This is a genomic window from Enterobacter sp. PL_is514 (assembly GCF_055816715.1).
Window position 1 is genome coordinate 259,674 of record NZ_JBVPGN010000028.1, and the last position, 19,891, is coordinate 279,564.

Consider the following 19,891-nt stretch of genomic DNA (forward strand, 5'->3'; position numbering starts at 1 on the left):
GAACAGTCCCTGGCAAACCCGCATTCGGCGTATGTTATTGCTCATAACAAAAAGCATTATGTTAAAAATATTATATTCATCATAAGAATATATGCTTGTCAGACAAATTCGTTGGGGATAGTGTGGCGTGTACATCAGATTTCCTGGTGTAACGAATTTTCAAGTGCTTCTTGCATAAGCAAGTTTTGATCCCGGTCATCCCCATGACCGGGATTTTTTTCGCCTTACCGATTGGCTTCAGACACGCTAAAGTCGTGAATATCAAGCTCGAAGGCCTCGGCCAGCTCACGATAGGTGTGATAATCCCTTCCGTTAACAATGACGTGGTCCGAATTGTCGTCCGTCCTGCGGACTTCTGACTCACTGATCTCATTGATGGCGGCCAGCAGGGCATCGACATCCACCTCGACTTCGCGCTTGATGGTGTCGCTGTACTCTTTATCGGTCTTCATTGCGGGGTTCCTCATTCAGCCGGGTCCATCGCTAAGTATAGACTGTAGATAAAAACGCCATTCACGCCGGGCGGCGATGTGTGTTTTTGCGTTTTGTTCTACACTGGCTCAAAACCAGAGGAGGAATGTATGAAGGTCAACGATCGGGTAACGGTTAAAACGGACGGTGGGCCACGCCGCCCGGGCGTGGTGCTGGCAATTGAAGAGTTTAGCGAAGGTACAATGTACCTGGTATCACTGGAAGACTACCCGCTCGGCATTTGGTTTTTTAACGAACTGGGGCATCCGGACGGCATTTTTGTTGAGAAAGCTGACTAGCACGGCGTCGGGTAGCACAGCGCGTGCCCGACAACCTCATAGAAGCAAAAATCTCTGGCCAGGCCAGAGATCAAAGGTAGGGTGCACAGGGTCTTAAGCGACTAACGCATGTTGACGAAAATCCCGTTCGTCACATTATCGGTCAGGCGTACCACGTGGTAGATCACTTGCTTATTATGCGTTTTAATTTTCCGTTTAATATTTCCTTTGTGTGACGAAACGGTTTTCGCTTTAATATTCATCTGGTCCGAGATCTGAATAGTTCCTTGTCCCGCCATCCACATTCGCAGCATACTTGATTCAGTCCTGCTTAATGATAGGGTGGGTAAGTTAACCGCTCCTACATTCTTAACTTCTTTATTCAAATAATCACCCAGAATGTCATCCAGCGACTCGGGTTTAATCGATTTAGAACTGATCAATAAATTTTTACGGACCAACAAATACTCATCGAAATGGATATTCGCGATCGCCATAAAAACAATAAACAGGGTTTTAGGATGCTGATTAATGATTTGCTTAATGTGCTGACTGTTGGCTGGATCGTGAATGAAACAGTCCTCATTAATAAACACCACGCCTGGTTTTAGTTCGTCACAAGCGGCTGCGAGTTCGTCAACGGTGTGTGCATCGTTGATGTCTCTCTTTCTTACCCCTCTGCTTGCCAGGTACCCGGTTAACCCTAGCCGGGTGTAGCTGCATAAATCCATAATGATCGTTGACATGGCATACCCTCACTCAATGCGTAACGATAATTCACCATCTGCCTGAGAGCTCAAAACAGCCATACGGGATGGAAAAAAATAATAAACCTGTGAGCATGACAAAGACTTTCAGGCGGACTCACTATCCCGTAAAGTTACGTATAATTTGCCAGGAATCTTCTTAAAGTAAAGTAAATATTAAGTATTGTGAGATGGTTAGAAACAATTAAACCGCGTCAGATATATCCTGGAAGATGTTTTTCGTGTTTTATTTTAGGAATATCCTCAGAAAGACAGTAGCAACAGTGCGGGCTATTATTTACGAGGCAGTTCGCTGACAATATCCGCTAACAGGTTGAATATCTCGCCGAATAAATGTTCACAGAAGGGAGCGATAAGTGGCATCAGTAATGACATTAATAAAATTCCAACCGTCAGCGTCAGCGGAAAACCAATGACAAACACCGAAAGCTGCGGCGCCATTCGGTTCAGTAAACCTAATGCCAGGTTGACGGTCAGCAGCAGGGTGATGATCGGCAGCGCCAGCATCAGCCCGTTCAGGAAGATCAGCCCCGCCGCGCGGGTGAGCGCCAGGAAAGCGTTGCTGTTCACCGGATTTTCGCCAATCGGCAGCGTATGGAACGTATCCACCAGCATGGAGATAAGCCACAGATGGCCGTTGAACGACAGGAACAGCAGCATGGCGAGCAGATCGATAATGCGCGCCAGCACGGGCATGTTGAGATGACTGCCGGGATCGACAAACGTGGCAAACGATAACCCCATCTGCAGGCCAATCAGTTCCCCCGCGGTACGCACGGCGGCAAAAGCGAGCTGCATGGTAAAGCCGACGGCAACGCCAATCATCACCTGCTGCAGGGCGACCCACACCGCATTTGCCGAGAAGATCGGAATATTCACGGGAGGGAGAGACGGTGCGACGATAATGGAGATGATAATGCCCAGTCCCACCTTGACGCGCTTGGGTATCGATTTCTCGCTGAGAATGGGGGCGGTGGAGATCAGCGCCATGATGCGCAGCATCGGCCAGAAGTAGACGCCGAGCCACTGAACCCACTGGTCGCTGGTGAAGTGCAGCATCGTCAGGTCAGCCGATGATGTACGGCAGATTGGTAAACAGGTTGCGCATATAGTCCAGCAGCAGGTTCAGCATCCACGGTCCGGCCACGATAATCGCCACGAACACGGCGATGATTTTCGGGATGAACGACAGCGTCATTTCGTTAATCTGCGTGGCGGCCTGCAGAATACTGATAATCAGACCGGTAACCAGCGCGACAAGCAGCAGCGGAGCGGCAACGGCAATCGCGATTTTCATCGCCTCCGTGCCCATCATCATGACCGATTCGGGTGTCATTGCCGTTCCTTAACTGTAGAAACTCTGCGCCAGCGAGCTGACCAAAAGCTGCCAGCCGTCAACCAGCACAAAAAGCATGATCTTAAAGGGCAGGGCAATGGTCGCGGGCGGCACCATCATCATCCCGAGCGCCATCAGGACGCTGGCGATCACCAGGTCGATAATCAGGAACGGGATAAAGATGGTAAAGCCAATCTGGAACGCGGTTTTCAGCTCGCTGGTGACATAGGCAGGCAGAAGAATACGCATTGGCACTGATTCCGGTCCCTGCAGCTCACCGGTGTTGGACAGGCGGGCAAAGAGGGCCAGGTCGGCTTCGCGCGTCTGGCGCAGCATAAATTCCCGCAGCGGCTGCGCGCCTTTATCCAGCGCTTCCTGCATGGAGATTTTATCTTCGCTGAACGGCTGATAGGCGTCGGTGTAAATCTTATCGATCACCGGCGACATAATGAAAAAGGTCAAAAACAGCGCCAGTCCGAGCAGAACCTGGTTTGGCGGAGCGGAAGGGGTGCCCAGCGCGTTTCGCAGAAGACCAAAAACGATGATGATGCGGGTGAAGCTGGTCATCATCAGCAGGATAGCCGGAATAAACGTCAGCGAGGTGATGAACACCAGCGTCTGCACCGGAAGCGACCAGCTTTGTCCGCCGCCCGCGAGAGGGGTGGAGACCAGACCGGGCAGTTGCGCATAGACCGCGGGAGCAAACAGGCCAACGCCCGCAAGCGTGAGGGATAACAAACGGCGCATCAGGATCTCCCGGAACGCTTAAGCAAACTCTTCATCACGGACTGGAAATCCGCAGGGGCCTCTGCACGCTCATCCACCACAGCAGGGGCGGGCGGCAGCTTATGTAATACGCTGATGTTTGACGCCGTGACGCCCAGAACCAGACGCGCATCGTCCACCTCGACGATGACCACGCGTTCACGTGGTCCCAGGGTGGTGCTGGCGCTGACCTTCAGCCCGCGGGCGCCGGCGGTTTTCCCCGCCAGGCCAAAGCGCTTCGCCAGCCAGGCGGCGATAAGAATAAAGGCAATAATACCGAACAACGCCCCGCTCACCTGGAGCAGAGGTGAGCCGGGAACGGCAGAAGGTTGCGATAGTGTTGCCTGGGTTTTCATGCTTAACGGCTCAGACGACGCATACGTTCAGATGGGGTAATGATGTCGGTGATACGTACGCCGTATTTGTCGGCTACCACCACCACTTCACCCTGAGCAATCAGATAGCCGTTGATCAGAATATCCAGCGGCTCACCGGCCAGGCCGTCAAGGGCCACCACGGAACCCTGCGTCAGGCGCAGCAGCTCTTTAATGGTCATACGGGTGCGTCCCAGTTCAACGGTCAGCTTAACCGGGATATCCATAATCAGGTCGATGTCCTGCAGCGTGCCGCTGACGTCACCGCCGCCGAGCTGCTGGAATACGGCATCCGCTGCGCTTTTGGCCGGGGTCGCTTTTTGCTCGTTTAACGCGTCAGCCCACAGATCGTCCAGTGCTCCGCTGTTTTCATCGGACGGATTGTTCATGTCACTCATTTGGGCTGTTCCTCATTCAGCGAATTCAAAATCGGGTTGATCAAGTGCTCAACGCGTAACGCATACTGACCGTTAATCGTGCCGTACTGGCTTGTCAGCACGGGGACACCATCCACATGGGCAATAATGCGGTCGGGTTTTTCTATCGGCAAAACATCACCGGGTTGTAATTTCAGGATCTGAGATAACCGCAGCGGGATATCGGCGAAGCTCGCCACCAGCTCAAGCTGCGAATGCTGGACCTGGCGGACCAGGTTCTCACGCCAGTTCTGGTCCTCGTTGCGGGAGTTCTCCAGCGGCGGGTTAACCAGCAGCTCGCGCAGTGGTTCGATCATGCTGAACGGCAGGCAGATGTTGAACTCGCCGGTCAGGTTACCGATCTCCACGTGGAACGGGGTGTTAACGACGATATCGTTCGGGGAGGTGGTGATATTGGTAAATTTCACCTGCATCTCAGAACGGACGTACTCCACTTCCAGCGGGTTAATCGCTTTCCACGCGTCGCTGTAGGACTCCAGCGCCAGCTTCAGCATGCGGTTAATGACGCGCTGTTCGGTGTGGGTGAATTCACGACCTTCTACTTTGGTCGGGAAACGCCCGTCGCCGCCGAACAGGTTATCCACCGCGATGAACACCAGGCTTGGGGAAAACACCACCAGACCGGTGCCGCGCAGCGGCTTCAGATGAATCAGGTTAAGGTTGGTTGGCACCGGCAGGTTGCGGGCAAACTCATGATACGGCTGAATGCGGATCGCACCGACCGTGATATCCGGGCTACGACGCAGCAGGTTAAACAGCCCCATACGGAACTGACGTGCAAAACGTTCGTTAATGATCTCCAGCGCCTGCAGACGTTCACGTACCACGCGACGCTGGGTATTCGGGTCATAGGGACGAATATCGCTATCGCCGCCAATACCCGGTTGCGGATCATCATTGTTATCGCTGTCGCCGTTGAGCAGCGCATCGATTTCTGCCTGAGAAAGAATACTGTCGCCCATGTCGTTACCGCAGAATGAATGCTGTATACAGAACGTCAGTGACTTCCTGCTTAGGTTGGCCGTTTACCAGCGGGGTCGCCAGCGTTTGTTTAATGGCGTCGACCAGCTTTTGCTTACCCACATCGGTGGCCAGCGTCGAAGCGTCCTGACGAGAGAACAGCAGCAGAAGGCGGCTGCGCACTTCCGGAAGGTAATCGTTCAGACGTGAACGAGTGGCTTCATCTTTCAGGCGCAGCGTGATGCCAACATAAAGCACACGATCCGCATCACCCAGATTGACGGTGAAGGTATCCAGCGGGAAGAAAACTGGAGCCGGCGGAGGCGGCGCTTCAGCTTTGGCTGCAGCGGTGGTAGGTTTCTGCTGCATACGCCAGTAACTATAGCCCGCGGTGGCGCAGGCGGCGAGCGTGATCAACACCAGCAGCGGGATCCAGATGGAGCGCTTACTTTTTTTGGTGATAGCGGAGTCAGTCATCTGATACGAGCTTCCTGTTTCGGTACAGCTTAATAAGGTGATTATCCCGTGTCCTGCTGTCGTCAAAGCGTGGAAAAGACGGGGATAATCACGCTACCTCTGGCGTTTAGGCGAAGATGTCTACGGCACTGTTACCGCGTGCGGCGGATTGCAGGGCAGCAGGAACAGGCAGTAGTTCATCGCTCTCTTCATTAAAACCGCCGGCGTTGCCGGAACGCGAAGCCTGGTGCTGCTGCTGGGATGAGGACTGCTGCTGCCCGGCAAAGCTCTCGCTGCTGACGCTGCTCTGCGAAAGCTGAATGCCGTTCTCCGCCAGTGAGGTCCGCAGTACCGGCAGCGCGGCTTCCAGCGCCGCACGGACATGGCTGTGCGCAGAGACCATCTGCAGCTGCGCCTGGTTATCATCCAGCTTAAGCGAAATTTTCACCTGACCCAGATCTTCCGGGTGCAGACGCAGCTCGGCTGTCTGCTGGCCCTGTTTAGTGAACAGGGTGATGTGCTGGCTCAGGGATTGCTGCCATTCGTGGGTGCCCAGAGGCTGGCTTAATACCGGCGCGGTGGCGACGGTGGCGGCCGTCTGACTGGTCGCATGGCTGGACATAATCGGTGCCAGGGTAGCCGTTGGGGAGGCTGAGGAGGAGGAACTGGCGAGCTCCTGCTTCTCTGCCGCCGCGGCCAGGGCCGGGGTTGTCGGCGCGTTGCCCGACAGGGCAGGTTCGTGATTTTTCACCTGGCTCTGATAAGGCGTAGAATTCTGCGCTTTATCATGGCTTCCCGCAGGCGCGTTCAGGGACGGTTGGTCCGCACCATTGTGCGAAAGCGTCGCGGAATTCAGCGTTGCGGTGGCCGAAACGCCGTCACTGCCCGCCACGCGAGAGGCGGTAGTTTGCTGGTGCGGAAGCATCGCCATCAGGGCGCTCAATCCGGCCAGTTCTTCTTCGCTCAGCTCGCTTTTGCCGTCATCCTTGCTGTTTGCTGCATTGAGCGTCTTCAGCGCGTCACCTTTAGACAGCGGTACCAGCCCGGAAACCAGCGTATCAAGCGAGGTGATCGGCGACGTTTCATTGCCATTCAGCGCGGTTTGGCGCGAGAGCAGGTCGGCAATTTTGGCCTGCAGGGTGGTATCCCCTTTGGCGTCCTGAGCCACCTTTGACAGTTTACTGCCGGCGGCTTTCAGGTCAGCCAGGGTCAGCGGCGCATCTTTGCCCTTGCCCGTTGCGTCCGACAGGGCGCCCGCCAGCAGAGAGAGAAAGTCCTGTGCACCGTCGGTGCCTTTCCCTGTTTGCATGCCGCCTGACAGGTCGCTGTCGCTCATCAGCAGTTGTTGCAGTGTGATCATTCCGGTTTCCTCATTGATGCGCGCTGGGCAAACTCATCCATTTTCTTCTGATCCAGACGGTTTTCCGCCAGGGTCGTTGCCGCGATCTGTCGGTCCTGTAAAGTCTGCCAGGCCTGCAGCCGCTGCTTCTTCTCACGCCAGAAATTCAGCGCGGTATCGACTTTCTGGGTCCACTGGTTAAGCTGCTGGCGATGCTGATCTATCGCCTTCTCCAGCGTCTGGATAAACTGCTGATAGTTAATCCAGCGCTGGCTTCCAATGCCCTGTGTCATATCGGTATTGAGGTTGGTGCGATATTCATGCTGATAGTCGATCAACATCTTCAACTGTTCTTCAGCCTGCTGGCACCCGCGTCGCATTGCGCCAAGCTGCAATGCGGCATCATCAACTTCTTTTTCAGCCAGATCTTTCAGCGTTGATAACGCGCTGTTTTGCGCCATGACCTTCGCCCTCCACCTGTGTTACACCTGCGGGAAAATCAGCTCCAGTGCCTGAATTGAATCTTCCCAGTCGGCGCGTTCAAAAATGCCTTGTTGCAAAAATGCCTCCAGCTGCGGCCACAGGGTAATCGCTTTGTCGAGCATCGGGTCGCTGCCTTTGGCATACGCCCCCACGCTGACCAGATCGCGGTTGCGCTGGAAGCTGGAGAGGAGTTGTTTAAAGTTACGCACGCGGGCGTAGTGCTTCTCGGTTATCAGCGCCGTCATTGCGCGGCTGATAGAGGCTTCAATATCAATGGCCGGATAGTGTCCGGCTTCGGCCAGACGACGCGACAGCACAATATGACCGTCAAGGATCGCGCGCGCGGAGTCGGCAATCGGGTCCTGCTGGTCATCGCCTTCGGTCAGTACCGTATAGAACGCGGTGATCGAGCCGCCGCCGCTGATGCCGTTCCCCGCGCGCTCAACGAGGGCAGGGAGTTTGGCGAAGACCGAAGGTGGGTAGCCTTTGGTCGCCGGTGGCTCACCGATGGCCAGCGCGATTTCACGCTGCGCCATCGCGTAGCGGGTCAGGGAATCCATGATCAGCAGCACGTGCTTTCCGCGGTCGCGGAAATCTTCGGCAATACGGGTGGCATACGCGGCACCCTGCATACGCAACAGCGGCGACACGTCCGCCGGCGCGGCGATGACCACCGAGCGGGCGCGGCCTTCCGCTCCCAGAATGTTTTCAATAAAGTCTTTTACTTCACGACCACGTTCGCCAATCAGACCTACAACGATCACATCAGCCTGCGTGTAGCGCGCCATCATGCCGAGCAGGACGGATTTACCCACGCCTGACCCGGCGAACAGGCCCATACGTTGCCCGCGTCCCACGGTCAGCAGGGCGTTAATCGGGCGCACGCCGGTGTCGAGCACATGCTCGATAGGGGTTCGCTGCAGAGGGTTAAACGGTTGGGTGATCAGCGCGCCGGTTTCGGTGGTGTCCGGGGAGGGCAGTCCGTCGAGCGGCTTCCCGCTGCCGTCCAGCACGCGGCCCAGCAGGGCAGGGCCAAGCGGCAGCTGCTTCCCGCTTTGCAGCCCGTCGCCAGACGTGTTTTTGGCATACACGCGCGCGCCGGGCAGAATGCCTTCCACCTCTTCAAGCGGCATCAGGAACAGGCGCTGGCCGTTGAACCCGACCACTTCGCTTTCCACTTCACGCGTTTCCAGACCGTCCTGACGCTCGATCACGCAGGTCGCGCCCAGCGGCAGCTGCAGGCCGGTGGCCTCTAGTACCAGACCGGTGGCGCGCGTCAGTCGCCCATAACGACGAACAGATGGCAGTTGCGCCATCTTAGTCTCAAAGTTGTCGAGCGTGGTGAGCCAGCGGGTGAGGCGTGCGGTCATCAGACGACTCCCGGTGCCGCCAGGCGGCACAGTTCCTGCCAGCGGGTGGCGACGCTGGCATCCAGATCGCCTTCGTCGGCAGAGACTTTGCAGCCGCCGTGATGTAACGACGGGTCACCGCGCAGGCGCCAGCCGTGCAGGTTTAGCGTCGCCCCCAGGCTCTCTTCCACGCGCTGCAGATCGTCCGGATGGACGCGCAGCTGCGGCTTCCCGCTGAACAGCGGCTCCTGCTGAAGCAGACCCTGAATTTGTTTGATAAGCGCCGTGTTATCCACCACGGGCGTCTGGCCGATCACCTGACGCGCGGCTTCCAGCGCCATCTGCATCAGTCGCGAGGCAATCACGCTGTCCAGCGCGTCCAGCGTGTGCTGAAACTCGCTGACCAGCTGCTGCATGCGGGCATGGATCGGCGCCTGCTGCTGGCGCGCCTGATCGATACCGTGCTCTAACCCTTTCGACAGACCTTCCTGGTACCCCAGCTCGTGGCCTTTCTGCCGGCCTTCGTTCAGACCGGCATTGTAGCCCTGCTCGTGCGCCTGCATTTGCAGCTGAGCCAGCATCTGTGCTTGCTGCTCTTCTTCGCTCAGCTCGGGCTGCTCGACGTCCGGGTCAAGCTCCTCGGTCGGGATCGCGGCTGGCGTGAACTCGGAGAGGGGAGGAGCCAGATCGTCCGGCGTCCAGCGCTTCCACGGCAGCTCATTAGACATAGGTGTCGTCTCCGCTGCCAATCACCATCTCGCCGGTTTCCGCCAGACGACGAACAATAAGCAGAATGGCTTTCTGTTCGTTTTCCACCTGAGACAGACGAACCGGGCCGCGGTTGGCAAGATCGTCGCGCAGGATATCGGCCGCACGCTGAGACATGTTGCGCAGGAATTTCTCGCGCAGCGGCTGCTCGGCACCTTTGAGGGCAATAAGCAGCGACTCGGAATCCACTTCCTGGAGCAGGCGCTGGATGCTGCGGTCGTCCACTTCGACGAGGTTTTCGAACAGGAACATCTCGTCGATGATTTTCTGTGCCAGCTCGCCGTCGAATTCGCGAACCGCCGTAATGACGGCCTCTTCCTGCTGCGTTTTCATCAGGTTGATGATTTCCGCCGCTGTTCTCACGCCGCCCATTTTGCTGCGCTTGAGGTTCTGGCCGTCGAGCAGGTTGTTCAGCACCTCGGTCAGCTCCGCCAGCGCGGCAGGCTGGACGCCGCCGAAGGTGGCGATACGCAGCATAACGTCGTGACGCAGGCGCTCTTCGAACAGCGCCAGAATATCGGCCGCCTGACCACGTTTAAGGTGGACAAGGATGGTGGCGATAATCTGCGGGTGCTCGTCGCGAATAAGGTCGGCAGCACTCTGTGGTTCCATAAAGTTGAGCGTTTCGATACCGCTGGCGGTATCGCGGGTTTCCAGAATGTCTTCCAGCAGGCTGGAGGCACGCTCTTCGCCCAGCGCCTTGACCAGCACGGAACGGAGGTAGTCGTTGGCGTTGATGTTCAGCGCGGCAAACTGTTCGGCTTCCTGTTCAAACTCTGCCAGCACTTCAGTCAGCTGCTTGTTGGAGATCTGACGCACGTTGGCCATGGCCGCACTGAGAATTTGCACTTCTCGCTGGGAGAGGTGTTTAAACACCTCTGCCGCGCGATCTTCGCCAATGGTCATCAGCAGGATGACGCTTTTATCGGTGCCCGTAAGCGTATTACTCATGTTCGTTACCCATCCACTGGCGAATGACCAGCGCCACGACGCGCGGATCGTTATCTGACATTTCGCGAATGCGCTGGCTCATGACCTCAGCGCCCATGCGCTGGTTAGCACGACGCTGCTGCATCTGTTCATCTTTGCTGAGACGCACTTCAACCGCTTCTTCCGTTTCCTGACGCGCATTCATCTGCTCGCGAGCCGCTTTTTCGGCTTCAGCGCGGCGCTGGAGCTGCGGACGAACGCCCTTACGCCACAGCAGCCACGCGACAATCAGCACCAGCAGCCAGCGGCCTGCGGACATCAGCTGGTCGATAAACGCCTGCTGTTGCCAGAACGGCAGTTCACCGCCGGTCTCTTCAACCGAGTTGAACGGTGAGTTCACCACGTTGAGGGTATCGCCGCGCTTCTCGGAGTAACCCATCGCTTCACGGGTCAGGTTTTCAATCTGCTTCATCTGCTCGGCGGTCAGCGGCAACGGTTTGCCATCCGCCAGCGTTTTGTAGTTCACCACTACCGCAACGGAAAGACGCTGAATATCGCCCACGTTCAGTTTAGTGTGGCGAATCGTCCGGTCCACTTCATAGTTCGTGGTTTCGTTACGACTGCTGGTACGCGGACCGGCGTTACTGGCCGTTGAGGTGGTCTGCTGATTATTTTGCTGACCGTTCTGCTGATTGGCCGGCGGCGTAGAGATCGGCGCCGCGTTAGCCGGGGCCGGCTGGTTAGACAACGCACCCGGCACGCCGCCTGGGTATGCACCGCCGACCTGCTCGTTCGAATTGATCTGGCGTGAACGCATGACCGCCTGAGCCGCATCGCCGTTCGGGCTGTATTGTTCTTCAGTTTGTTCTTTATTCGCGAAGTCGATCTGCGCGGTAACCTGCGCGTGCACGTTGCTGTTACCCACAACCGGGCCGAGGATCGCTTCAATACGACGCTGGAGACGGCTTTCGACATCGGCGGCATATTTCAGCTGCGCGTCATTGAGATCGCGACCGGCGGTGTTGGATTGCGTCAGCAGGTGACCGCTTTGGTCAACCAACGTTACGTTACCCGGCGGCAGACCGGCGACGGCGCTGGAGACGAGATGCGTCACCGCGCTGATTTGCCCTTCGTCCAGCGCGCGGCCAGGTTCGAGGTTCACGGTAACGGAAGCCGAAGGTGATTTCTGTTCACGGACAAATAAAGAAGGTTTAGGCATCGCCAGGTGCACGCGGGCACTCTTCACCGGGCCTAATGTTTCAATGGTGCGGGCCAGTTCACCTTCCAGCGCTCGCTGGTAGTTCACCTGCTCGCTGAACTGGCTGATACCGAATTTTTCCTGATCCAGCAGCTCAAAGCCAACCGCACCGCCCTTCGGCAGCCCCTGCTGAGCCAGACGCAGACGCAGTTCGTGCACCTTATCTGCCGGTACCTCAAGCGCACCGCCATTATCGGCAAATCGATAAGGGATGTTCATCTGGGTAAGCTGGGTGACGATGGCGCCGCCATCCTGATCGGAAAGGTTACTGTAGAGCGTCCGGTAATCAGGGCTTTTCGCCCACAGGACCATCGCTACAAGGATCGCAATTGCGGCAGCGCCTGCCACGATCAACGGGATTTTAGGATTCGCGCGAAGGCGGTTCATCCACTCGAGTGATTTATTCTGCGGCGCTGTCGATGCTGTTGCACTCATTGCGCACCTCTTAAATCCTGGTGGTTTACGTTATTCGTGTAGAGAAACAAAACTGACTCCCGGGTCGGCAAACACGACAAAAGTTCCATATTGATGGCCCTGCCATTATTTGATGATTCGTGATTTTCTATGGGTCAAATAACCTGGTTTTTTCATGCTATTTACCGCCATTATCTTATTGACAAGCTGTTAGTCTTGACCGCGTAAAAAACCATCCAGGGGAAAGTCATGGCTATACAGGGCATTGAAGGGGTAATCAGTCAGTTGCAGGCAACGGCGATGACGGCCCGTAATCAGAATGTGGCAGATCAGCAGCCGAGCATCAGCTTCGCAGGGCAACTGCATGCCGCTCTTGACCGTATCAGTGATACCCAGACTGCAGCGCGCACTCAGGCAGAAAAGTTCACCCTCGGTGAGCCGGGCGTGGCACTGAATGATGTGATGACCGATTTGCAAAAAGCCTCGGTTTCCCTGCAGATGGGGATCCAGGTGCGTAACAAGCTGGTGTCGGCCTATCAAGAGGTCATGGGGATGCAGGTTTAAGACCTGGCGATCTTCGCTGGCAGCCGCAGCGCTTTAATGCCACAATATTTTTTTCTTCGAATGCAGGAAAGATGATGAAAAAAATAGCAATTGCTGGCGCACTGCTGGCACTGACCGGGTGCGTTCAGGTCGATAACTATAACGACGTGATTAAGCATCCTGTCCCGGCGCATCTGGCGGGGTACTGGCAGTCGAAAGGGCCGCAGAGCAACATGGTCAGCCCGAATGCGATTGCCACGCTGGTGGTGACGGAGGAGGGCGATACGCTGGACTGCCGTCAGTGGCAGCGCGTGATTGCCGTGCCGGGTAAAATCATGCTGCGTTCAGACAGTTATTACAACGTGACGCGTAAGCTCGATATCTATCCGCTGGAGCGCGATGGCTTGACGCTTGAGTACGACGGGCTGGAGCTGCAGAAGGTCGATCGTCCAACGGTTGAGTGTGCCGATTACCTGAGCAAGAATCCGCTGGCGAGTAAACTGCCCTAAAGGTAAACGCAAAACGGCAACCTCGTTGCCGTTTTTGGTGTTTGCGCCCTCTCCCTGTGGGAGAGGGACGGGGTGAGGGCATCAGGCCGCACGTTTCCCGTTCTACAGCGCATCCTCTATTACCCACACGCTCACGCTTCCGCCTTTGCAGGTAAAAGTGCCTTCGCCATCCGCCGCCGTAGTGATGGTTTCTTCGCGATTGCCGAGAAAATCCCGCCACGTTTTGTTGCCGTAGTTTTCCCCAAGACAAATCACTTTTTCACCATCGTCCCCGTTTGACATCACCACCACGCAGCCGGGATCGTCATCCGTGCCGCTGCGGCTGAAGGCAATGCAGTTAGGATGGTCGAAAAACAGCGTCTGCACGCCGTGGGCAAAACGCTGACGCGCGAGGATCAGCTCGTGAAGCTGCTCAATGACCGGCATATCAATATGGTACGTTTCACCGTCTCCTCCCGTGTCGTCATAGCTGGCGCCGAAGAGGTCCGGATAAAAGACGCTTGGCACGCCATTTTCCCGCAGCAGGATCAGCGCATACGCCAGCGGTTTAAACCAGGCTTCGACCGGCGCTTCGAGCGCCTGCAGAGGCTGGGTGTCATGGTTCGCGACGAGGGTGACCGCATGAAATGGATCGGCTTCCACCAGGGTACCGGTGAAGATTTGGCTCATGTCGTAATCCCGGCCCTGACGTGACGCCTCGTGAAATTTCATCTGCAGGGGGGCATCAAACAGCATGGTTTTGCCTTCGACCTGGTCAATATAGGCCTGAAGTTTATCCACCTCGTGGGACCAGTATTCCGCCACGATAAACAGCGGCTGGTCGGCGACCTCCTGGACGTGCTCAATCCACTCTTTGTAAAACCAGGCGGGAATATGCTTAACGGCGTCCAGACGAAAACCGTCGCAGCGCGTCTGTTCCATGACCCAGCGGGCCCAGTATTTGATCTCCTCGGTCACGGCATGATTGCGAAAGTCGATATTTTCGCCCATCAGGTAATCGAAGTTACCCATCTCATCATCAACCTGATCGTTCCAGCCTTCGCCGGTGTAGTCGTTGACGATTTTAAAGATGCCGTCTTCATCAGGGTTTTCAATGTGGTCGACGCCGCTGAAGCATTTGTAATCCCAGATGAACTGTGAATACTGCCCGGCGCGGGCGGGGAAGGTGTAGCGAGTCCAGGCTTCGCACTCAATGATCTCGTCATCGATTTGCGTGCGGTCCTGTTCGTTTACGCGCTGAACGCGGACAGATTCCTTCTCATCTGCACCCATTTTGTGGTTGACCACCACGTCCAGCAGCACGGCAATGTCGTTGCTTTTGAGGGCGTTAATGGCCTCCAGCAGCTGCGCTTTGTCGCCGTATTTCGTGGCAATACTGCCTTTCTGGTCAAACTCGCCGAGATCGAACAGGTCGTAAGAGTCATAGCCGACAGAATACCCGCCGGACGCACCTTTGTAGGCGGGCGGCAGCCAGATCATGTTGATGCCGATTTCGTTAAGATTGGGAGCTAACGCCGTGACCTCTCGCCACAATTCACCGCCAGCAGGGTAATACCAGTGAAAACATTGTAACAGGGTGGGGTTTTTCATCATCCTTGCTCCAGAAGCCGGTTGGCAGACTTCTGGAGTATGGATGAAGAAATCATAGTTGTGTGTCGCGGGTAAAACTTTCTGGATAAAGAATATTCCCTGACAGCTTTCCATAGGTAGAAGTGATGGATTGCTGTTTACCGGTTTGATCAATCAGACTGCGCAATTCGTCCATGCGGACTTTCAACAGTGCCTTTAGCGCATTCTCATTTTCAAGGATCATTTCCAGCAGCGCACGCGCTTGCTCAACCTGAGCCGGAGGGCATGACATGATGGGCGTTTGCGAAATCTTTTCCACCAGTTGTACGTAATGCATTTCCTGCTCGATAAGCGCATCCCATTGACCAGAATGTGCGAGATTTAGCATAGCAATGCTCTGAGCATGTAGCGCCTGCCAGTGGCTAAGCGCTGCGCTGGGATTATTCATCAAAAATTATCCTGATATAGAGGACGCATTGGGGCCGATTTGCTTCCACGCATCCGCAATGTTGTTTAATAAACCCTCGACTTCAACAATTGCGTCTACGTCATTACTGACATTCGCCAGCAACAAACGTCGAACCATATATTCGTACAAGGAGGCAAGGTTACCGGACAACTCGCTCTCAACCTCCATGTTCAGTCCTGCTTTTAAACCGTTGTCGATGATGTTGATGGCTTTGGATAAGGCTTCGCCTTTTTCGCGAATTTGTCCGGCTTCCATGAACAAACGCGCGCGAACAAGGGCGCTATGCGCCCCGTCGAACAACATGACAATCAGCTGGTGTGGACTGGCATTCATGACTGCGCTTTCGACTCCTATCTGCTGATAGGATTGAACACCAGAGGTCTTATACATATCCACTCCTGAAGGCTACGACTACTTTTGTGAGAACTGTTGGGTCAGGTAGTTGGCTGTACTGGTCATTTTGGTGACTAATACGTCCAGACTGGTGAACTGGGTTTTGTAACGTGCCATGGTGGCTTCAATTTGAGCATCCATGGCATCGTAACGTTCGCCCAGCGTTTTCAGCGTTTTGTTGATCCCGTCTTTCGCGTTCTGGATCACCCCGGCGCTGCCGGTACTGGTGCTGAGCATGGTGGTCAGCGTGTTGTTCATCTGGGTCGCCATACCGGTTTTCTTTCCGTCACCGACAAAATACTGCTGTACGGCGTTCGGGTTGTCGGTCAGCGCTTTTTTCAGCTTATCGGTGTCGACTTTCAGGTTACCGACGGTACCGTCCGCGCCTTTCACCGGGTCCTGGGTAATCCCCAACTGGGCCATGATCTGAATGGAGCCGGTCTGCACTTCGGTCAGCAGGCCGCGCAGCTGAGACTGAACCCCACGCACGTTCGCATCACCGACCAGCGCGCCGTTGCTGGTAGACTGGCTGCCGGAGCCTGCATCGACTGGCACATATTTCGTCAGGCTGTTAATGGTGGACTGCAGCGAGTTATACGCTGTGACCCAGTCCGTGATCGCCTTCTGGTTCGCATCCGTTGCGCGTGAAACCTCAAGGGTTTCGTCTGCCGTGCTTTGCGCTTTCACGCTGAAGGTGACCCCAGGCAGCGCATCGGTAATGGTATTTGACTGGCGCTCGATCGAGATGTTGTTCACCACCACAATCGCGTTCTGTGCGGCGGTATTCACCGTCAGCGCGCCCGTTTTGGTGGTTGAATCGTAGCCAATGGCGCTTTGCAGCTTGGCGTCGCCGGTAACGCTTACCGTCATCGCACCATCGGTACCGGTGGTTTTTGACGACAGCATCAGGCGGTAATCACCGTCTTTCGCTTTAATGACGCTGGCGGTGACGTTGCCGTTCGCTTTATTAATGGCGCTCGCGATCCCGGCCAGAGACGTATCGCCATCTGCCAGGGTGACCTCTAAAGGCGTTGTGGTACCCGGCTGGGTGATGGTGATTTTACGCGTTGTACCTGTCGTATCGCCGAGCAGATCCGTGTTGTTAGCATAGGAGCCGGTAGTGAGTGCCTGTGCTTTCGCAACCTGGTTGACGTTGACAACAAAGGAACCCACGGACGCGTCAGCCGTTGTGGTGGCAGTAAAGGCCGTGTTGGTGCTGCTAACGGACGTTGAGTTCCAGGTGGTTGCTTTACCCAGTGCAGCGGTCGCAGTCTGCAGCGATGTCATGGCGCTCTGCAGCTTGCCGTAAGCACTTAGCTGTGCGTTATACGTTGATTGCTGGGAAGTAATCGTCGTCAGCTTGGTTTTCTCTGCCGCTTCCAACTGATTATATAAATCCCCGAGTCCTGCAGAACCTATCCCGAGGTTACTGATAGTAGCCATGCATATTTTCCTTAAAATACGAAAGTAGTTCAGGACTCTTATCGGCCTCTCAAGGTAAAAGTTTACGATGGCGAGAAAAAAATAATCCAAAGAATAGACGCGTCCTGGCGGGGTAAATGAAAGGATTGCACTTTAGGGTCATTATCACTGCATTGAAAACACGAATAAGTGTGTGCCTTTTTTGTCATCTCTTTGTGCATTTAAAAAGCGTAAATAATAAGCCTCTGACGGACCTTAATTGATTTTTTAAAAATAAAATCATTAATAATCATCGGCTTGTAATTTTTTCAAAATTGATTCTAAAGTCTTTTGGGGACCCGTCGATAACCTTGTTGACGGTGAGAGACGCTGTGAGTGTTAGGCACCGGACCTAAAACCCAATTTTTGAAGGAAACAAAATTATGGCAGTTATCAATACTAACCTGTTGTCCCTGACCACTCAGAACAACCTGAACAAATCTCAGTCTTCTCTGGGCACTGCTATCGAGCGTCTGTCTTCCGGTCTGCGTATTAACAGCGCGAAAGACGATGCTGCTGGCCAGGCGATTGCAAACCGCATGACCGCTCAGATCAAAGGGATGACCCAGGCTGCACGTAACGCCAACGACGGTATCTCCATGGCGCAGACTGCTGAAGGTTCTCTGAACGAAATCAACAACAACTTGCAGCGTGTTCGTGAACTGGCTGTTCAGGCAAGCAACGGCACCAACAGCGCATCTGACCTGGCTTCTCTGCAGGATGAAGTTACCGCTCGTCTGGCTGAAATCGACCGTGTTGCGGGCAAAACTGACTTCAACGGCATCAAACTGCTGGACGGCACTGCAGGTACTGCTGGTGTGGTTAAAATTCAGGTTGGCGTTAACGACGGCGACACCATCAACCTGGATCTGAGCGGCGCTAAAGCTGACTCTACTACTCTGGGCGTGAACGCTATCGACCTGAAAGCAATGACCGCTACTGACCTGAACACCATCGACAAAGCTATCGCTACCGTTGATAAAGCACGTTCTGGTCTGGGTGCTGTGCAGAACCGCTTCACTTCTGCAATCAACAACCTGAACAACACCTCTAACAACCTGTCTGCTGCTCAGTCCCGTATCCAGGACGCTGACTACGCAACTGAAGTTTCCAACATGTCCCGCGCGCAGATCCTGCAGCAGGCTGGTACTTCTGTTCTGTCTCAGGCAAACCAGGTTCCACAGACCGTTCTGTCTCTGCTGCGTTAATATTACGCGTGAAACCCCGCTTCGGCGGGGTTTTTTTATCTCTGCTATTTGAGAATCCGCCTGTGAAACAAATCAGTGTCACTCAACCAAAGCTGGTCGCAGATTTTTCATGTGTCGGTGGGGAATGCCGTGAACATTGTTGTCAGGGCTGGACCATCGCGTTTGATAAATCCTCCGTTAACCGTTACCTGAACAGCAAAAATGCCGCCATTCGTCATACGGCGAAAACGGCGATAAAAGTTACCAAAAAACAGTATGGCAACTGGGGCGAAGTGATTTTCCATACGGAAAGTAAAAACTGCCCGTTTATGGATACTGAAAAACTCTGTTCTATTCATAGCGCCATGGGCGCGCAGGCGTTAAGCCCAACCTGTTCGTCGTTTCCACGGACAAACCGGGTCTATAAAAATGAAATCGAAAAATCGCTGAACCTCTCGTGTCCGGAAGTGACCCGACTTCTGTTGAACGATCGGGAGTCTATGTCGATGATGGAATCTGTCATTGTCCAGCAGGACGTCAATACTGCGCCAATGATTGATTTAAAAGCAAAGGTCATCAATCTCTTCTGCCAAAACCTTTTCAGCGTTGAAGCGGTCTGCGTTGAAGAGCAGGTTTACGCCGTGGTGAAATTCCTCATGGTGGCTGAAAAGCTCGAGAATCTCGAAGAGAATATCGGCACGCTTGAAACGGTTTATTTCTCGCTGGTTAACGAACTGGTGAGCGGTAAAATCAAAACGGAACTGGGCGGGTTTAATCAGAACTACAGCCTGAAATTCGCGTTAATTTCGCTTATCCAGAGCTACTTTACGAAGAAAGCGACCGCTCGCGGCGGCGCGGTATTAAACCGCTATTTTACTCAGCTTTATCAACAGTTCGAATCTGTCGGTGATGCCGTACCGGCAGAGAAGGTCATGGAGAACATCGAGTCCGTCTGGCGCGATGTGGCGGGCAGTTACCTGGCGACCAATGACCATTTATTTAAGAACTTTTTTAAATACAAACTCTGGGAGCAGGGCTTCCCACAGAACAATGGCCGCAGCATGTTGAATAATCTTTATTTAATCGTTGCGGAGTTCTATTTCCTGAAAACGTTACTTGCCGGTCAGGCTCTCGTGGCGGGAAAAATTGAACAAGATAATATTATTGATGTTATTTACAGCTTCCACTCCCTTAGCCAGCATAATCAGGAAGCGGGAAAGCTCTTTCATCAACATATAGATAGCGTCAAGCTGGGCGACGATCTTTCATTGTTACAACTGTTAATTTAGGCAGAAAAGTTGCCCCTGTTGTGGGCAACCTCAGAATAACCTCATTTTATCCCCCTTTTTCATCCAATTGAACGCCCTGCAGAATC

At 54.6% G+C, this 19,891-nt stretch carries 23 protein-coding genes and 1 pseudogene; 5 read left to right on the forward strand and 19 right to left on the reverse strand.

Going from position 1 to position 19,891, the window contains the following annotated elements; all coding sequences use genetic code 11:
* Positions 1 to 224 precede the first annotated feature (224 nt).
* Complete coding sequence (gene yodD / locus AC0TNG_RS07415; protein WP_148769029.1) at positions 225 to 452, reverse strand: YodD family peroxide/acid resistance protein; 228 nt, start codon at positions 450 to 452, stop codon at positions 225 to 227.
* Positions 453 to 581: 129 nt separating this feature from the next.
* Here yodD and dsrB point away from each other — a divergent pair, with 129 nt between their 5' ends.
* Positions 582 to 770, forward strand: coding sequence for a protein DsrB (gene dsrB / locus AC0TNG_RS07420; protein ID WP_008500312.1), 189 nt, complete (start codon positions 582 to 584; stop codon positions 768 to 770).
* Between the two features lie 101 nt (positions 771 to 871).
* Here dsrB and rcsA read toward each other — a convergent pair whose 3' ends face one another.
* From rcsA to fliF, 14 genes and pseudogenes are all read right to left on the reverse strand, one after another.
* Positions 872 to 1,495, reverse strand: coding sequence for a transcriptional regulator RcsA (rcsA, locus tag AC0TNG_RS07425; protein WP_008500313.1), 624 nt, complete (start codon positions 1,493 to 1,495; stop codon positions 872 to 874).
* Positions 1,496 to 1,782: 287 nt separating this feature from the next.
* Positions 1,783 to 2,575: pseudogene (fliR, locus tag AC0TNG_RS07430) on the reverse strand (flagellar biosynthetic protein FliR); the annotation flags it as partial.
* 7 nt (positions 2,576 to 2,582) lie between these two features.
* On the reverse strand, positions 2,583 to 2,852 hold the full coding sequence (fliQ, locus tag AC0TNG_RS07435; RefSeq protein WP_008500315.1) for a flagellar biosynthesis protein FliQ: 270 nt from the start codon (positions 2,850 to 2,852) through the stop codon (positions 2,583 to 2,585).
* Positions 2,853 to 2,861: 9 nt separating this feature from the next.
* Positions 2,862 to 3,599, reverse strand: a complete 738-nt coding sequence (gene fliP, locus AC0TNG_RS07440) for a flagellar type III secretion system pore protein FliP (RefSeq protein ID WP_024909733.1) — start codon at positions 3,597 to 3,599, stop codon at positions 2,862 to 2,864.
* Positions 3,599 to 3,973 (reverse strand): flagellar biosynthetic protein FliO, encoded by a 375-nt coding sequence (gene fliO / locus AC0TNG_RS07445; RefSeq protein WP_028016024.1) that lies wholly within the window; start codon positions 3,971 to 3,973, stop codon positions 3,599 to 3,601. Before fliO ends, fliP begins: the two co-directional genes overlap by 1 nt.
* A gap of 2 nt (positions 3,974 to 3,975) precedes the next feature.
* A complete protein-coding gene (gene fliN / locus AC0TNG_RS07450) occupies positions 3,976 to 4,389 on the reverse strand; it encodes a flagellar motor switch protein FliN (RefSeq protein ID WP_008500318.1) in 414 nt (137 codons plus the stop codon).
* The gene (gene fliM / locus AC0TNG_RS07455; protein ID WP_023312307.1) at positions 4,386 to 5,390 is read right to left on the reverse strand and encodes a flagellar motor switch protein FliM; all 1,005 of its coding nucleotides are present in this window, start codon (positions 5,388 to 5,390) and stop codon (positions 4,386 to 4,388) included. Before fliM ends, fliN begins: the two co-directional genes overlap by 4 nt.
* A gap of 4 nt (positions 5,391 to 5,394) precedes the next feature.
* Entirely contained in the window at positions 5,395 to 5,865 is a 471-nt protein-coding gene (gene fliL / locus AC0TNG_RS07460) for a flagellar basal body-associated protein FliL (RefSeq protein ID WP_024909761.1), read from the reverse strand.
* A gap of 106 nt (positions 5,866 to 5,971) precedes the next feature.
* Positions 5,972 to 7,204: a flagellar hook length control protein FliK gene (fliK, locus tag AC0TNG_RS07465; RefSeq protein ID WP_473713377.1), complete on the reverse strand. Its 1,233-nt coding sequence runs from the start codon at positions 7,202 to 7,204 to the stop codon at positions 5,972 to 5,974.
* Positions 7,201 to 7,644, reverse strand: a complete 444-nt coding sequence (fliJ, locus tag AC0TNG_RS07470) for a flagellar export protein FliJ (RefSeq protein WP_023312304.1) — start codon at positions 7,642 to 7,644, stop codon at positions 7,201 to 7,203. The genes fliK and fliJ overlap by 4 nt, the downstream gene beginning before the upstream one ends.
* A gap of 21 nt (positions 7,645 to 7,665) precedes the next feature.
* Complete coding sequence (fliI, locus tag AC0TNG_RS07475) at positions 7,666 to 9,036, reverse strand: flagellar protein export ATPase FliI (protein ID WP_008500325.1); 1,371 nt, start codon at positions 9,034 to 9,036, stop codon at positions 7,666 to 7,668.
* Positions 9,036 to 9,743 (reverse strand): flagellar assembly protein FliH, encoded by a 708-nt coding sequence (fliH, locus tag AC0TNG_RS07480; protein WP_024909763.1) that lies wholly within the window; start codon positions 9,741 to 9,743, stop codon positions 9,036 to 9,038. Before fliH ends, fliI begins: the two co-directional genes overlap by 1 nt.
* Positions 9,736 to 10,734, reverse strand: coding sequence for a flagellar motor switch protein FliG (gene fliG, locus AC0TNG_RS07485; protein WP_023312301.1), 999 nt, complete (start codon positions 10,732 to 10,734; stop codon positions 9,736 to 9,738). The genes fliH and fliG overlap by 8 nt, the downstream gene beginning before the upstream one ends.
* Positions 10,727 to 12,406, reverse strand: a complete 1,680-nt coding sequence (fliF, locus tag AC0TNG_RS07490) for a flagellar basal-body MS-ring/collar protein FliF (protein ID WP_024909764.1) — start codon at positions 12,404 to 12,406, stop codon at positions 10,727 to 10,729. Before fliF ends, fliG begins: the two co-directional genes overlap by 8 nt.
* A gap of 228 nt (positions 12,407 to 12,634) precedes the next feature.
* Between fliF and fliE the strand changes: the two genes are divergently transcribed.
* Both fliE and yedD read left to right on the forward strand, forming a co-directional pair.
* On the forward strand, positions 12,635 to 12,949 hold the full coding sequence (fliE, locus tag AC0TNG_RS07495; RefSeq protein ID WP_008500329.1) for a flagellar hook-basal body complex protein FliE: 315 nt from the start codon (positions 12,635 to 12,637) through the stop codon (positions 12,947 to 12,949).
* Positions 12,950 to 13,023: 74 nt separating this feature from the next.
* Positions 13,024 to 13,437, forward strand: a complete 414-nt coding sequence (gene yedD / locus AC0TNG_RS07500) for a lipoprotein YedD (protein WP_024909765.1) — start codon at positions 13,024 to 13,026, stop codon at positions 13,435 to 13,437.
* A gap of 102 nt (positions 13,438 to 13,539) precedes the next feature.
* Here yedD and amyA read toward each other — a convergent pair whose 3' ends face one another.
* The 4 genes from amyA to fliD are packed head-to-tail and all read right to left on the reverse strand — an operon-like array spanning position 13,540 to position 17,311.
* Positions 13,540 to 15,027 (reverse strand): alpha-amylase, encoded by a 1,488-nt coding sequence (gene amyA, locus AC0TNG_RS07505; RefSeq protein ID WP_148769763.1) that lies wholly within the window; start codon positions 15,025 to 15,027, stop codon positions 13,540 to 13,542.
* A gap of 52 nt (positions 15,028 to 15,079) precedes the next feature.
* Positions 15,080 to 15,454 carry a flagella biosynthesis regulatory protein FliT gene (gene fliT, locus AC0TNG_RS07510; RefSeq protein ID WP_024909767.1) on the reverse strand — a complete coding sequence of 125 codons (375 nt, stop codon included), beginning with the start codon at positions 15,452 to 15,454 and terminating at the stop codon, positions 15,080 to 15,082.
* A 6-nt stretch (positions 15,455 to 15,460) separates the two neighbouring features.
* Positions 15,461 to 15,865, reverse strand: coding sequence for a flagellar export chaperone FliS (gene fliS, locus AC0TNG_RS07515; protein WP_023312296.1), 405 nt, complete (start codon positions 15,863 to 15,865; stop codon positions 15,461 to 15,463).
* Positions 15,866 to 15,886: 21 nt separating this feature from the next.
* Positions 15,887 to 17,311 (reverse strand): flagellar filament capping protein FliD, encoded by a 1,425-nt coding sequence (gene fliD, locus AC0TNG_RS07520; RefSeq protein WP_024909768.1) that lies wholly within the window; start codon positions 17,309 to 17,311, stop codon positions 15,887 to 15,889.
* 401 nt (positions 17,312 to 17,712) lie between these two features.
* Here fliD and AC0TNG_RS07525 point away from each other — a divergent pair, with 401 nt between their 5' ends.
* Positions 17,713 to 18,537: a flagellin N-terminal helical domain-containing protein gene (locus AC0TNG_RS07525; protein ID WP_023312294.1), complete on the forward strand. Its 825-nt coding sequence runs from the start codon at positions 17,713 to 17,715 to the stop codon at positions 18,535 to 18,537.
* A 62-nt stretch (positions 18,538 to 18,599) separates the two neighbouring features.
* Entirely contained in the window at positions 18,600 to 19,805 is a 1,206-nt protein-coding gene (gene fliB, locus AC0TNG_RS07530) for a flagellin lysine-N-methylase (RefSeq protein ID WP_032646306.1), read from the forward strand.
* Positions 19,806 to 19,891 lie beyond the last annotated feature (86 nt).